17 protein-coding genes are annotated in these 15,149 nt (G+C 34.3%); 10 read left to right on the top strand and 7 right to left on the bottom strand.

From position 1 onward, the window contains the following. Positions 1-53: 53 nt before the first annotated feature. The gene (locus K5783_RS06375; protein WP_297473117.1) at positions 54-602 is read left to right on the top strand and encodes a DedA family protein; all 549 of its coding nucleotides are present in this window, start codon (positions 54-56) and stop codon (positions 600-602) included. A 107-nt stretch (positions 603-709) separates the two neighbouring features. On the opposite strand, the gene K5783_RS06370 is transcribed toward K5783_RS06375, so the two are convergent. Then, positions 710-1,489, bottom strand: coding sequence for a DUF72 domain-containing protein (locus K5783_RS06370; RefSeq protein ID WP_297473115.1), 780 nt, complete (start codon positions 1,487-1,489; stop codon positions 710-712). A 633-nt stretch (positions 1,490-2,122) separates the two neighbouring features. On the opposite strand from K5783_RS06370, the gene K5783_RS06365 reads away from it, so the two are divergent. Beyond that, positions 2,123-2,269, top strand: coding sequence for a hypothetical protein (locus K5783_RS06365; protein WP_200829044.1), 147 nt, complete (start codon positions 2,123-2,125; stop codon positions 2,267-2,269). Positions 2,270-2,275: 6 nt separating this feature from the next. On the opposite strand, the gene K5783_RS06360 is transcribed toward K5783_RS06365, so the two are convergent. Next, positions 2,276-3,751: a sorbosone dehydrogenase family protein gene (locus tag K5783_RS06360; protein WP_297473112.1), complete on the bottom strand. Its 1,476-nt coding sequence runs from the start codon at positions 3,749-3,751 to the stop codon at positions 2,276-2,278. Between the two features lie 605 nt (positions 3,752-4,356). On the opposite strand from K5783_RS06360, the gene K5783_RS06355 reads away from it, so the two are divergent. Next, a complete protein-coding gene (locus K5783_RS06355) occupies positions 4,357-4,752 on the top strand; it encodes a DUF6659 family protein (protein ID WP_297473110.1) in 396 nt (131 codons plus the stop codon). Positions 4,753-4,822: 70 nt separating this feature from the next. Next, entirely contained in the window at positions 4,823-4,957 is a 135-nt protein-coding gene (locus K5783_RS06350) for a hypothetical protein (RefSeq protein WP_297473108.1), read from the top strand. 195 nt (positions 4,958-5,152) lie between these two features. Here the strand turns inward: K5783_RS06350 and K5783_RS06345 are convergent, their stop codons facing one another. Next, positions 5,153-5,812, bottom strand: coding sequence for a uracil-DNA glycosylase (locus tag K5783_RS06345; RefSeq protein WP_297473106.1), 660 nt, complete (start codon positions 5,810-5,812; stop codon positions 5,153-5,155). Between the two features lie 483 nt (positions 5,813-6,295). On the opposite strand from K5783_RS06345, the gene K5783_RS06340 reads away from it, so the two are divergent. Both K5783_RS06340 and K5783_RS06335 read left to right on the top strand, forming a co-directional pair. Further along, positions 6,296-7,762, top strand: coding sequence for an ABC transporter substrate-binding protein (locus K5783_RS06340; protein ID WP_297473105.1), 1,467 nt, complete (start codon positions 6,296-6,298; stop codon positions 7,760-7,762). 174 nt (positions 7,763-7,936) lie between these two features. Continuing rightward, positions 7,937-8,263, top strand: a complete 327-nt coding sequence (locus K5783_RS06335) for a helix-turn-helix domain-containing protein (RefSeq protein ID WP_297473102.1) — start codon at positions 7,937-7,939, stop codon at positions 8,261-8,263. Between the two features lie 8 nt (positions 8,264-8,271). Here K5783_RS06335 and K5783_RS06330 read toward each other — a convergent pair whose 3' ends face one another. Further along, positions 8,272-8,859, bottom strand: a complete 588-nt coding sequence (locus tag K5783_RS06330) for a hypothetical protein (protein ID WP_297473099.1) — start codon at positions 8,857-8,859, stop codon at positions 8,272-8,274. A gap of 147 nt (positions 8,860-9,006) precedes the next feature. Here K5783_RS06330 and K5783_RS06325 point away from each other — a divergent pair, with 147 nt between their 5' ends. Beyond that, positions 9,007-9,135: a hypothetical protein gene (locus K5783_RS06325; RefSeq protein ID WP_297473096.1), complete on the top strand. Its 129-nt coding sequence runs from the start codon at positions 9,007-9,009 to the stop codon at positions 9,133-9,135. A 163-nt stretch (positions 9,136-9,298) separates the two neighbouring features. On the opposite strand, the gene K5783_RS06320 is transcribed toward K5783_RS06325, so the two are convergent. Together K5783_RS06320 and K5783_RS06315 are read right to left on the bottom strand one after the other, a co-directional pair. Then, positions 9,299-10,615: a dicarboxylate/amino acid:cation symporter gene (locus K5783_RS06320; RefSeq protein ID WP_297473094.1), complete on the bottom strand. Its 1,317-nt coding sequence runs from the start codon at positions 10,613-10,615 to the stop codon at positions 9,299-9,301. A 243-nt stretch (positions 10,616-10,858) separates the two neighbouring features. Further along, positions 10,859-11,629: a PAC2 family protein gene (locus K5783_RS06315; protein WP_297473091.1), complete on the bottom strand. Its 771-nt coding sequence runs from the start codon at positions 11,627-11,629 to the stop codon at positions 10,859-10,861. Between the two features lie 74 nt (positions 11,630-11,703). Between K5783_RS06315 and K5783_RS06310 the strand changes: the two genes are divergently transcribed. Then, positions 11,704-12,177, top strand: coding sequence for a cupin domain-containing protein (locus K5783_RS06310; protein WP_297473089.1), 474 nt, complete (start codon positions 11,704-11,706; stop codon positions 12,175-12,177). A gap of 127 nt (positions 12,178-12,304) precedes the next feature. Here K5783_RS06310 and K5783_RS06305 read toward each other — a convergent pair whose 3' ends face one another. Then, on the bottom strand, positions 12,305-12,901 hold the full coding sequence (locus K5783_RS06305) for a plastocyanin/azurin family copper-binding protein (protein ID WP_297473087.1): 597 nt from the start codon (positions 12,899-12,901) through the stop codon (positions 12,305-12,307). A gap of 229 nt (positions 12,902-13,130) precedes the next feature. Between K5783_RS06305 and K5783_RS06300 the strand changes: the two genes are divergently transcribed. Then, positions 13,131-14,711 (top strand): hypothetical protein, encoded by a 1,581-nt coding sequence (locus tag K5783_RS06300; RefSeq protein ID WP_297473084.1) that lies wholly within the window; start codon positions 13,131-13,133, stop codon positions 14,709-14,711. 3 nt (positions 14,712-14,714) lie between these two features. Then, complete coding sequence (locus K5783_RS06295) at positions 14,715-15,146, top strand: universal stress protein (protein WP_297473082.1); 432 nt, start codon at positions 14,715-14,717, stop codon at positions 15,144-15,146. Positions 15,147-15,149: the final 3 nt, after the last annotated feature.

Raw genomic sequence — 15,149 nt, 5'->3', positions numbered from 1 at the left:
GTCTTAGTTTACACTCGTAAAGTAATTTAGTAAGATTTCACTGGCAGAAGCAAATGGAACCATTTGATTCGTTTCTAGTCTGGATTGCAGAGTTTCTGGGTGAACATCTCTACGAAGGAATTTTCCTCGCTGCCTTGCTTGAGACTATAGTTCCGCCTATCCCGACACTTGCTGTTTTTCCTACTGCTGGATTCTTGGCATCACAACAGGGAATTTCTGTCATTGGTCTTATTCCAATGATTATACTGGGAGCAATTGGTGCTACTATTGGTACTTCGGCTATTTACCTAATTGCATTAAAACTTGGACGAGTTGTTCTAATTCGTTATTTACGATATGTTCGCGTATCTGAAAAAAAATTAGAACGAGTTGAAATATGGTTTGAAAAATATGGTGACAAAGCTGTATTTTTGGGAAGAATGGTTCCAGTGATGAGAGAAATGATTTCAATTCCTGCTGGATTATTGAAAATGAGAATTCCTAAATTTGTGGCTTATACATTTGCTGGATCATGTGTTTGGTCTACTGGAACAATTCTATCTGGATATTATTTTGGAGAAGCGGTAGGACTTGGTACCAGTGCTATTTCATCATTGCCTTAAATATCAAAAATGCTCTATGTATAATACCATCCTATTGTTTGGCGGATGTTTGACAGGAATTCTTCAATGCTCCCCTAGTTGTTGAAGAATTCCTGTTTAAAAATTACCTAATGTTTTCTGTTTTTTTCGTCCCACATTAATTCCCTCATTCCTAATTCCATTCTTAAAGAATTAGCAGTTGCAGGACCAAATCCTTCATAGTGATTATTTGTCATTACCATTGCAAGTGGAACATCTTGAATGTTTCCTAGTCTCTCTGCCCAGTTTCTAATTGCTTCTTTTTTGCTTTTTGAAACTTTACCAAATTCTGAATCTGGAATAGAGTGATCTCCAATTAATCTTACATACAGATAGCTTGCAGTTATTGGCATTGGATTTGATACTCCCTCGACATCATTCCATACAAGACAATGTTTGTTTTGTTTAAGATATGATGTCGCTTCATCAGTAAACCATGATTCGTGTCTGCCCTCGATGGGATATAAAAAATCGTTAGGCAAAATATCAAACAATTCTTCCAGTCTTGGTTTTGCCTCATCAAATGATAATGATGGAGGCAGTTGAAAAACTAATGCTGAAATCTTTTCATGAATTGGAATGAGTGATGACATGAATGAGAAAATCTCTGAATTTACCCTTTCTAGTCTCTTTTCATGCGTAATTAATGATGGAAATTTGGCTGTAAATCTAAAATGTCTTGGAGTGTCTGCATTCCATTTTCTTACTATTTCTTGAGAAGGTATCTTGTAAAATGTGGAATTAATTTCAGTAATTTCAAAAATCTGTGAATAGTATTTGAGCCATTCTGAACTCTTTAGATTTCTGGGATAAAATGTGCCGGACCATCCTTTATAGCTCCATCCGGTACACCCAATTTTGATATTCATTAAATGAATAGGGTAAACTCTGTTTTTAAAAATTTGAAAGCTGACTAGAGCGGATTAATCTTTACACAGCCCTGCTGTATGCACAGACCGGTAAACAATCACCTGCATTCAGACAATAGGATATTGTGTCAGCTTTCCACACTACTATACGCAGTTATTAAATAAAAAGTAGATCCTCATTCTCAGATGTGCCAATGATTATAGATCTAAAGCATGATGTTTCTTTTTGTGTTGGTAATAGACATGTTTGAACCTTAAATCAATGTTCAAAGAAGGAAAAGGCTACAATTGAATATGATCTTAGTATTTATGATATTTTTCATATGTTGGTATGTATAATTTCAAAGTTAAATGGATGATTTCTACTTGAAGTTTATATGAAAATTTTGATAAATTAATCTATGTTTAATCTAAAAAAGAAAAGAGAATCCAAATTCATCTACATTCCACCCGTATCAAAAAATCAAATTTATCAAAACTAGATTCGAAGTACAAAGATTAAAATCAGTTTGGTTTTACTCTTGTTAATCATCTCATAACAACTGTTTGCATTTTTTATTTTGAAATAATTTTATACGAAATAGATGTGGTTTTTATACTGAAAATCATCTTTACATAAATAGAGAAGTTAAGATGGCACAAAGAATAACCGTAGTTTTACAGGATGATATTGTAAAGAGGCTAAGACTCAAACAAGCTAAAATGATCCAAGAATCCTCTAAAAACATAAGTTTCTCACATGTAATTAATGCAGAATTAAGCAAGTCTCTAAAAAAGTAATTTTTATTATTTTAACCTAAGTTCTGTTTTGATAAAATTGTTATTTATCATCCATTGGATACTTTTAAAATATTCTTCATCTGATATTAATCCCTGACTCCACCATCCTGCATCTTTTCTTAACCATGATGGCAGTTGCTGCTCGGAGGATCCTTCAGCTAGAGTTCCTGCCGGAATAATAATGATATTTTTTTCTATGAGGTATTGTAAGCCTGAAGCGTATTCTTCATCTGCAATTTGATTTAATGACCACCATTTTGCAGTTTTTCTGACCCAATCAGGAATTTCAGAAATCACTTCCACGAAATGTTTTCCATCTTCAGTCCTACATTGTCTAGGATATGATTCCATTATAGGGTTTCCAAATGCAACACAATCCTCAAAATTATTAATTGAATTTATTGGAATGATTCGGAGAATTTTATCATCATTAGCATTTGGAAATCCCCTGCCGTCTTGATTACTTGTGAGAATATACAAAAATCCATCTGGCCCTGTTTGCACATCTCGCAGCCTTCCAAATTCATCCTGAAAAAGTTTTTCATGTGACAGCACCTTTTTTTCTTGTAAATCAAAATCAATCATATGCAAATGACTTCCCCTTAATGTTGCAACAAAATATTTTCCAGTCCATTGTGGAATTTTATCATCATAATAGAATTCTGAACCAGATGGTGCCCATGTATCATCCCCTGTATGCAAGATTGGATTTTGCAAACCCTCTGCAGTTTCGTCCCCAATAATGTCTGGCCACCCATAATTCATGCCTGGAAAAATTAGATTGATTTCATCATGTGCTACCCCTCTCCATCCTGATGGTCCATGCTCTGTTGCAACAAGATTTCCAAATTCATCCCAGTCAATCCCTTGTGGGTTTCTATGACCAATTGAGTAAATGGAAGAATTCTCCCAGGGATTGTCTTCTGGAATTGTTCCATCTGAATTTATTCGAAGAATTTTCCCACCAAGTGAATTTAGATCTTGCGCTAATTTTGGATCCCCTGCTTCTCCTGTAGTTATGTATAATTTTCCATCCGGTCCAAATTGAATTCTCCCTCCATCATGAAATGGCCCTCCGGGAATACCATCTAGCAATATTTTATCTTCAGTCAATTTTCCATCTGCAAGTTGAAACCGAACAAGTTTGTTTATGGTTGATAGAAATTCATTGTATGTATAATATAGATATATGAAATTATTCTCCTCAAAATCTGGATCAACTGCAACTCCTAGCATCCCTCCTTCTACTCCACCAACTCCCAGTGATAATAATGGGTCTTCCAACAATTCTCCGTTTTGAATTACTCTGAGATGTCCATTTCTTTCTGTAAACAATATTGTTCCATCAGGTAACCAATCAATACTCCAAGGTATGGTTAGATTTTCAGCCACCGTCTCCACTTTCACACCAATTTCAGGATATTCTTGAGCAAAAGCTATTGGAATTGAAAATAAAATAACTACAAAAATTATCTCTTTCACTAGAGTTTGTTAGTTTCTTTTCCAATTAAGGTTTAATGAATATTTTATATTTTTAATTACTTTGTTTACCTTGTGTTGTCCTTCCTCGCAAGATTCACAAATCTCTTTGATTATTGACACAGCTTTGAATCGTTTTCAAATTCTGCTTGAACTATCATATTTTCTTCATACATATGATCAAGCTCCTTGATCTAATTTGAATAATCACATTTGTTACATTGGCATTTTTTCATATCTTTTTGGATACTGTGAATCCGGGCATTCTTTCAATTATGTAATTGAATTGGTACGAAATAGGAAACGAGGTATACTGGAAAACTACGAACTTTAGATGCTTCCATCTTTTTTCGTGTTTTCCTATCTGTCTACCTCCTCAAATTTCCCTTTTTGAATTTCGGCAGATATGATAGACCTCGTCATGTACTTTATGTAAAAATGAAATTTAAAGTATTCTAAGAAAATTCTTAATATTTATTCATTATTTATAAAATATTCAAACAAATATACATCAAATTAATTATTTTAATTGTTATTTAATTTTTCTCTCTAACTAATCTCATCTATGAATAGTTGTATTAAATACACAAAAACACATCTGATTTCATATGTCTGATGAGCAATTTTCAATTGAAGATGTTAAAAATAAAATTAAAGATATTTTGGCAGAACCTGAAATTCGATATTGTGGTTTGATTGATTGCCAAGGAGAACTAATTGCAGGAGATTTTAAAGAAGGAGTTATTCCTTTTGAAAATGATGCAAGACGAAGGCAGACATTTCAAGAACTAGCTCACCGAGTTGCAAACAGAAAAGGATTTGATGCCAATTTGGGCAGAGTCAAATATTCCTCTTCAAGGAGAGAAAAGGTTGTGATGATGAGTTTTCCTTTTGGCAGATACATATTATTGGTTATTGCTGAACCCAGCGTAAACATAGATAGGCTTGCTTGGAAAATAATTTACAAGCTAGAACATCAATGGTCTGAGTTTCATGGGATGTAAATTCTGAAAAAGTATATTTTTTTGAGTCATTGGTACATTGTTTATAATCAAACAAGATAATCTTTGAAACATGGCAAATCAGATGGAAAACAGAATGTTATTTCATGATGAGGAATTAGATGAACAAGATTTACAAAAGTTTTTTGAAAAGTTAGATCCCACAACTGTTGAACAAATTAAGAAACTCTATGAAAAAAATGATTGAAAAAAACCTTTAGATTTTAATTAACTTATTTCTAACCTACAATTTCCCTTGCAATTCTATCATGACAAGAACACTTGCAAAATCTGTAAAAATCTCCGTCATGCTCTGAATTGCATGTCAAACAACCCTTACCTGCGGCCATTTTAGCAGTCTGAGTATTTACAATATTTTTATTTTTCGCTAAAAATCATTAATTCAAGCCATAGTAAGTTTTTTAGCTTTTGCAAATACTGCGGACCATTGTGCCCAAGTCAGTCGTCCTGTCTGGGTGTTTTGTTTTGAGGGATGGTAAGATGTAAGAATTCTGATTTTATCATATTGGAATAACTTGTTATGCCCAAATTTTTCAGGTTTTATCTTGTACAATTTACAAGCAGCATCATATGCTATTTTTCCAAGACAAAGAACTGTTGTGATGCTTTTTAGAATCTCTTTTTCTTTCTCCAAGTAACCAAAACACGTATTCATCTCCTCCTGTGTAGGCTTGTTTTGTGGTGGTGCACATCTAACTGCAGCAGTGATGTAGGCATTTTTGAGGATCAGTCCATCATCAATTCTCTGACTGGTAGGAATTGATGCAAATCCATGTTTGTGCATTACTTTGGCGACCCAATCCCCCGATGAATCCCCCGTAAACATTCTTCCCGTTCTGTTTCCTCCATGTGCAGCTGGGGCTAAACCCACTATGAGTAATTTAGCATTGACATCCCCAAATCCTGAAAGGGGCTTTCCATAGTATCTGTCCTCTTTGAATCGCCTGACCTTATTTTTTGCAACATCTCTGATGTATTTTGATAATCTGGGACATTTTTTACAACTTGCAATTTTTTTGTTTAGCGATTCAATTGATTCCAACTGAAATGAATTGATTCATTCCATTAAAAATTCTATTGAGATTCATGTTCAATAAAATAGGATTCTATATTTCCACTACTGTTTGAATAGTGATATACAATTCCATGTGGTAGTTTTGTTTGTCCTATTAGTTTCATGACTTTCCTTCAAATTTCTTTACTTAACAAAATGCGTGTTCAAAAACTACACCTGTTCAGGATCTCTATCTAGATTAATCCCAACTGATTCTGCCCATTTCACTATCTCATCTACAAACTCATTTTCTTTCTGAGAAAACATAAAAAAATTATCAATTATAGAATAAAAGAAATTACTATTCACTTATCTTTTGTTCATAAAATCAATTTGATTACACATTATTTTTTTGACTAAAATTAAACAATGCCAGTCAGGCATGATTTTTCAAAAATTGTCTCATTTGTAATAATACTTGCTATGATGTTGACCGATATTCTTTATATACTAAAATAAAAAATTCTTGTAATGAAAAATACACAACTTCTAAGCGTTGTTTTTTCACTGATCATGTTTACTGGAGTAACTGCCAGTAGTACAGCATTTGCTGATACTGATGATCTTGAAGATAGACTAGAAGACTTTTGTGAAATGAACATCGAGCAAAGAAGCGACTTTTTAACTGACTATCCAGATATGGCAGAATATGATGAAAAACTTTCTGCAATTTGTGAGATAGAAGATGAGGATGAACGTGAAGACGCTCTTGATGATTTCATTTTCGATGTTGTTCTAGCTAGAGACGAAATTGAAGACGACTTTGATGACGAATATGATGAACTAGAAGATGATAGAGACGAAGAAAACGATGTAGACGACAAATATGACCGACATGCAGATCTTGAAGATAGACTGAAATATTTCTGTGACATGACTGACGAGGAAAAACGTCAATTATTTGCAGACTATCCAAGACTAGAACAGTTCTCAGACAGACTAGCAAACTATTGTGATTTGTCTGAAGATGAACGTGACGACAAAATTGACGATTTCATCAGAGAGAATGCCCCAGATACTAGAGTTCATGACAAATATGATCTTGATGATATGCTGGAACGATTCTGTGATATGACAAACGAGGACAAACGAAAATTCTTTGATAACTATCCAAGACTAGAACAGTTTTCTGACAGAATTCTGAACTATTGTGAAATATCCGAAAATGAAAGAGATGACGCAATTGACAAACTTATTGCAGAACACAAAGATGTTATGCGTGATTACATGAACGAGAAAATTCATGATAAAGTGACAGACATCATGGATTATGATAGATTGTGCTCAATGACAGCATCTGATAGAGCCGCAGAAATTACTGATGTTGCAACACTTGATAGAATCTCAAAATGGTGTAATATGACACCTGAAGAAAGAGATGACTACAAAGAAGAACATCATGATGACATCAAAGACAAAGTTACTGACAGAATCCGAATGTCTGACATGTCCCCACGACTCAAGGCAATGATCATGGAAAACCATGAAATTTCAGATGAGAAACGTGAAGAAATCAAGATGAAATACAGAGAAAAACACGGTGAGATAACAGATGAGATAAAATCAGAATTAAAGATGAAGTTCAAAGATCACATGACAAAAGTCAAAATCAAAATGTCTGATGAGCGAAGATCTGCAATTCATGACAGACTGGCTGACATGAAGGCATTCAAGGCAGAACTTCGTGAGAAAGCATCTGAAATGACTGACGAGGAAAAACAAAAACTTAGAGAAGAATTCATTGAAAAGGCAAAAGACATGCAATTAGCATGGATTTCCCCACGTACACAAATTACTGCAGGCATTGATGCTTCAGACGTAGAGTGTCGTGAAGGATTCAGTCTGGTAATGAAAGCATCAAACGGAGTACCAATGTGTCTCAAATCAGATACTGCTCTTAAGATGATAGATAGGGGAATTGTAGTTCCTGCTAACTAATCTTTCTTTTTTATTTTTGAGTCATTTTGGTATGAAAACCTGCATTCTATAGCAAGACGATGGTTGATTTGTTGATCTTTTTAAAGTAAATTGTTTAGGCATTAAAAATAATATCAAATATTTGCAATACAGTGTGTACTGAGTCGTTATATCAAATGTTGTTTGATATTACTTATGCAAACATTACAACATGTCTTCAAAGTTGAAGAAGCAGAGCAAAAAGATAGCCTACTTGAAATTTTATCTGACAAGTATTGTAGAGCCATCCTAGAATCTACTATGGACAAGCCAAAGTCCGCAATTGAGATAACCGCAGAGGCTGGAATCCCAATGAGTACGGTGTATAGAAGAATTCAAACACTTCATGACAACAAATTACTCAAAACATCCGGAATAATTACAGATGATGGTAAAAGACTATTCATGTACAAAAGCAAGATCAAAGGAATTCAAAGTAGATACAATGATGGCAAGACGGAAGTTGAGTTAATTCTCAACTAGTTATTTTTCTAATAATCATGCTCGTTAAAGTCCTCGCCCAATGAGATAGTGGTGATCACAGTAGTTTCAGTTGTTTGTGATTTTACATTCTTTTCTGGCAAGAATTCGTGGAATATTTCTTTTAGCAGTTGTTCAGTGAGTAATGACCAATTCATCCCAAGTCCGTGCTGAACGATAAAGTGGTGCAGCGATCCTTCCACTCTGTGATCTGATTTCATTCCAGATGCCCTCATGTAATCCTCCATCGTCTCTATGCATCTTTTTAGATCATACTTTCCTTTCATGAACATCACATTATCTTTGATGACAGGCTTTAGAAGGTCTACAACCATGTTGATGTCTTGGCTTTCCAAATCAATACCAAGTGCTGTCAGCACCCCCTTTGGAACAGGTATCATTCCGATTTTGTCGCCAAACCTATCCCACTGGATATATTTTTCTGCAATCTGATTCATCAAAACATTGTGAGAAATTCCTTTTTGCATAGCCTCGTTTTCTAGTTCTGCAACAAGTTTTTCTGAAAGCCTGTATGTTATAGTTCTTGTTTTTTCCTTTTTTGGTATGTGAGGTTTTCGTTTTACTGTTGAGACATCCACTTCAATACTATCATATGATCATACTTAAACTAGGATCAAACGAATTAAGTATTAGCTCATTATCAAATATGAAAAACTGCGAACTTGCTTTATTTTTAGAATCAATCATCACACATGGGCAAATTCTGCAAGAAATGTGGAAGATTAATGAAGAATGTAGAGGCCACCCATTGCTCTGATGAATGTCTTTTATCTGACATCAGAAATAGTAAACCTGCTGATGAATCATCAAAAGGTATAGAATCATGGAATGAAGAATCTGATCCTTGGAAATAATATTATAAAAAATGATTATCATTATTCTATAATTCAACCTATGATCTCATCCATTTGATGTGATTCCTACAGTTGATCCTAGAGATAATTAAAAAGTAATTGAAATAATTTCAAATCCCGACTTGTTGAATTAAAAAAAGTGTAATTTGCATCAATATGAAAATTAATCTTCGACATTGTCCTCTTCTTTTATCCTCTTATCGAAAACCAAACATGCAGTAAGATCTCCTGTAACATTGACCATTGTTCTTGTCATATCTAATATTCTGTCTACTCCAAGTAATAATACAACTGCAACAGGCGGAATGCCTGCAGTGATGAGAATTGTTGAAAGAATTACAATGCCTGTCCCAGGTGCTGACGGTGCACCAATAGATGCGGCAAGTGCAGTTAATGTTATCAAAAGAATTGTTGTAAATCCTAAATCTATACTGAAAAGCTGCGCAAGAAAAAATACTGCTACAATTTGATAAAGTGCAGTTCCATCCATATTAATTGTAGCACCCAATGGGATGATAAACTGAGAAACTTTTGGTTTGATTTTCATTTTTTCTTCAGCAGTTTTAATTGATAATGGCATAACAGCTGCCGAACTAGAAGTTGAGAATGCAAGAAGCTGAGCATCTTTCATCATTTTAAATGTGGAAGATAGTGGTCTCTTTGCAAAAAACTTGATGATTAGCATGTACACCAATATCATTACAAAAAGACCTATCACAACAGTCAGCATGTATGCCCCAAGTACCCCCAATGCAGAAAGACCGATTTTAGACGTAATTCCTGCGATTAGACCAAATGCTGCAAATGGTGCAAGACGCATGGCCCATGAAACTACTTTCAGGGTAATTTTTTGTATGGATTCTAACAAATCTAGAATTGGTAGAGAACTTTGTTTAGGAATTGAAATCATAGACACACCTACAATTAATGCAAAAATTATGATGCTTAACATCTCTCCAGACATAAAAGAAGCTAAAGGATTACTTGGGATCAAACCCACTATGCTTTGAGGAATATCTTGTATGCTAAATTCCGCTTTTTCAACAGGTTCGACATCTTCAATTCCAAAACTTTCTCTAATCAAAGAACTGTCAATAAAATTTCCTGGTTCTATTGTTGATACAAGTAGAATTCCTATTGTTAATGCAATGATTGTTGTTGCAACAAAATATACTGATACACCTAATCCTAGTTTTTGTAATTGTTCCATACTTCCAGATGATGTTATTCCTCGAATGATTGATGCAAAAATTAACGGAATAATGATCATTTGAATAATTTTTAAAAACAGATTTGCTGGAATTGATAGCCAATCAGTGATGACCTCAGCAGTTTCTTTCTCAACTAATCCTATTTCTGGACCTAAAATTATCCCTACCACTAATCCTAAAAACAATGCAAATAGAACTTGAGCCCAAAGTCTTTTCTTTACTAGATAAGTAATCTGTGGAATGGGATATTTGAAAGACTTTATGACCATAATTTATCAATTTATGTATATGTAATAAGAATAGGTACATGTTCTCGAACTTGAAAATCTTATTTTGGATTTTAACTGATTATTGATAATAATAGAAACATTCATCCTTTCTGAGATTTGAATGCTGTCTTTACTATTCTCCAAATGGTCTTTTATTGTGATGAAATAATTTTTATTTGATTTGAAAACCAATATTGAAAATCATATTAAAAATATTATTTTTAATTTTCTCTAAATAACAATTTATCGGTATATTACATCATAGAGATCTTTTGATTCTTTTTGTGTTTGTTTGATCATTTTTTCAACTTTTACTGTTTCTCCTTCGATGAGTTTAATGTTACAAGGTAAATTTGGAACAAGCATGCCTATTGTCAAGCATAACTTTGCACCATATTCCAAGTCTGTATTCTTGCCGCTTTTCTGGGAAAACAATAATACTATTACATCTTGATTTGAAAACCTTCCTTCGACCAACAATACCCCTGGAATTCCAGGCATGGTTGCATTCAAAGCAATATCCATTCCTAGTTTTTTAATTGTATCTCTAGCATTTTTTGTACTGCCTACTGCATTGAATTCTTTTGAAATTTTGGCACCGGTAATCTTCATACTGCTGATAATTAGTCTGCAATTGTGTTTTTTTGCAAATTGTAAAATAGATTTAGCGATTTCTTTTGAAAATGATTCAGGCAAATGAAGGTGGGATAGAAATACTGCAACTTTGAGTTTTTCATTTACAAATATGTTGATAGGATAATTTGCTATTCCTTCTCGGATGATACTTACTGGAGGAAAAGACTTTGAATCCATAAATCCTACAAATTTAAATTGTGAAGTTCTAACCATTGATTCGGCAGATATGCTTCCTACGTATCCATCATATGGAAAACCATCTATTATGTAACCATCATTCAAATCAAAATCCTCTATCTCTGTAATTTTGATTTCATCAGTAATGATCATTATGACAACTAGAACACTGCATATCTCAAACATTTCTACGAAAACCAACTTTGGAATATTGCACAATCTTTTTTAACAATTAAAAGATATTTTTCTCATGGCAGACAAATGTAACTGTTCAGATGAACATTGTAAGGGAGACAAAAGTACACACAAACATGATGCTGGAAACTGCATCCATGCAGATGGCACAAAACATCCTATTCATGACAAACATTAAGAAAATCATAATTAATGAAAATCTGGAGGATGATAAAACTGGGCGTGAGTCTGGCAATGTCTACCTTAATCGTATATCTGAAAACTTATCTACAGATGAATTAAAATCGTATTTTATTAAATTTGAAAAGGGTTCGAAATCCAAGATTCATCTTCACGATTCAGATCAAATCATTATTGGAATGAAAGGCATTGGTCAAATAGTAACTTTTTCAAAAATTAATGATCATAAATTCAAGATAGATGAATCTCTGGAACTTGGAGAAAATGAATCTGTTTTAATTCCGTCTGGAACACCACATTGGCATGGTGCAACTGAAAATCACTCCTCATCACAACTATCCTTTATGAAAAGCGGTAAGACATTTTGGTTTTGACGAGGACATTTTAATCAAATCGTAGGCAGTATAGACAAAGCTTTTGAATCGATTACCCTCGTCGTAGTTCTTTTCACATAATTTTATTTAATATTGATGTTGTTTTTCAAAAATGAAATAAAAAAAGTTAGTTTACTTGAACAATTCCAGTCATCCAGGGATGAACCATGCAGAAGTAATCATAACTTCCTGTTTGCTCAAACGTAAACTCGTAAACAGCCCCACTCATGACTAGACTACTGTCAAAGTTTCCATCAGGACCTTCTGAAGGAGAACCACTAGTTACAGTATGTGCTGCAGTATCATCGTTTGACCAACTCACTGTATCTCCTTTTGAGATTGTGACTGAATATGGAAGATAACATTCGTTTGTTTCTTCACATCCTGGTACTGATGTTCCAGATGGTATTGACACGTTAACTGTCTTAGGGCCTTTCTGCTCCTGTTCTTTCATCTGCTTCTGCTCTTTGTCTTGTTTTGACATTGATTCAGATGTCATCTCTTTGTTTTGTTCTTTTACTTCAGCAGCAAGATCTGCAAATGGATCTGTTTTGGGTTTTGTTTCTTCATAGCTTGGGGTTTCTACAGTTCCCGGTCGTATTACTGGTTCAGGTGCTGGAACGTCTGCAATTCCCTGAATGGAATCTCCTGCAGCGGCCAAGGCAACAAATACTGCTACAATTCCGAGTGACCAAGTTATGGCCATTTTATCTATTGATGTCATATGAGCAAATTCAATTATTTACTACATTAAAGTTATCATCTAATTACCAACAATGAAAATTATTGTAATTTTTTCAAAACCCTTTCTGAGAATCATCTACCCTGCTTTTATTATTTTTATTGTCATACATCATATGAAACAAATTCTAACTAGTACTAAAGATATTTTTTATATTCATATTTGAGAATCGTGCTTTCTATTTTAGTATACTTTCTCCAAAATTTAGGTCATGAGAACTATTATTGTGCTAGTATTGAGCTTGGCAATTATTTTCTCGTTATCTGTAAATCAAAATGCATTTGCACATCATGTGCTTGAAAAGATTTCAGTATCTGAGAATCCAATGGGAATGTCACTTACTGATGACTTTCTATATGTTTCCAGTTTCCAATATCCTCATATCGATATAATTGACATTGATGAAAACACAAATGTTGACTTTATCACTACCTCTTCTTCTGGAATTATGGCTGTTGAGGCAGTACCTGAACAAAACAAGATTTATGCTGCACCATTTGAAAGTGGCGGAATTGACGTTTATGATCTAAATACTAGATTCCTTATCAAAACAATTTCATTACCTGGTTCTGAGATTGATTTTCCCACAACCTCAAACCAACCATACGGACACAGATCTAATGTCCATTTTGTCACTGGAGGCTGGTCTCTTGATTACAATCCATCAAATGAACTCTTGTATGTAGCAGATTACAATTCTAATTCCATTCATGTAATTGATGGAAAAACTGATGAAGTTATTCAAACCATAGATGTCCCTAGACATCCATTTAACGTACGTGCAGATCCTCTGAGCAATGTTGTATTGGTTGCAAGTCTTGCCGGAAATGAAATTACTTTCTTAGAAGATGTAACTGATGAATATTCTGTTTTTCCAATACACGAAATAACAGGAACACTAACTGCATCTGGAGGTCCATGGGGTCTAGAACTTGATCCACTACATCATCTTGCTTATGTCACAAACAGGGGCTGTGAATGCATTACTGTGATAAATATTTTGGAAAAAGAAATTACCGGAGAGATTCCTTTAGGAGACAAAGCAATGGCAATTGCAGTTGACACTAACGACCATGTGATTTATGCATCATATCTAACTCAAAACAAAATTGTAAAGATTGATGGGCAAACAAACAAAATCATGTCTAAGTTAGATCTTCAATCAAATCCTTGGGATCTCAAAGTAGACTCAAAATCCCAAAAACTCTATGTTGCATTAAAATCTGAAGACAGCGTACTTGTTTTAGGTCCTACATCATACTCTATTCATTTGCCTGTGTTGACTATGCAGACTCCTGCTGCACTTGCAGGAATGATTCATGTTCACGGCCAGGATGTAATTGCATCAAATGCTGTTGTTGATGTTGAAAACAATGTACTTTCTATGAATATAGGAACAGATGATGGTGGAAAAATCGCAATTACCATTCCAAGATATGTCTTAGATTCTAAACTACTTGACACCGATTTACCATTTGAGATTTCGGTAGACGGTAAGACTGCAAAGCATCAAGAATCCACAGGTCCTGACAATAGTAGAATTGTTTCTTTAGATGTGGAATCTGGTTCTAAAATCATATCTGTTTCTGGAACCACCATGTCCATAGAAACACAAGAGTCTCTTCAAACTATTGCAACTCCTATTACACAGGAACCATCAATTTCAAAAGGATATGATATAATCTGCGAAGGCAAAGTTTGGGTTGAAAGCCTCAAAGGAAAAATAGCATGCACATTTCCTGAAACTGCCAAGAAACTAGTAGAGCGTGGATGGGGAACAATACTGGAGTAAGATATGGGCAATAAGAGAATAATGGTCTGTCTGGATGGTTCAAAAAACTCTCTTCGAGGACTAGACACTGCAGTTTCATTTGCAAAAGAATCAGATGCTATGATTGTTGGGGTTCATAGTGATACAAGCTACAGTGCATTTTCTGCTGTTCGTACACCAAAACTCAAGGAAGAAAAATGGACAAACGAAATAAGGGGGTTTATGCATGTTGCACAAAAAAAAGTAGAAAAAAACAAAATTAACTTTGAAGGGATTGTAATTGGTGGCCATACTGCGGGATATGATTTGGCTACCTTTGCCAACGACCCTATAAACAAAATTGATCAAATTGTAATTGGTTCAAGAGGGATGGGATTTCCAAAAGAAGTATTTTTTGGAAGTACGTCCAACTTTATTTTGCACAAGGCAAATGCTCCTGTAACCATAGTGAAATAAAAT

The sequence above is a fragment of the Nitrosopumilus sp. genome (assembly GCF_025699125.1).
Lineage (GTDB): Archaea > Thermoproteota > Nitrososphaeria > Nitrososphaerales > Nitrosopumilaceae > Nitrosopumilus.
The sequence above is the reverse complement of the archived record's forward strand: the minus strand, read 5'-3'. Positions and strand labels throughout refer to the sequence as shown.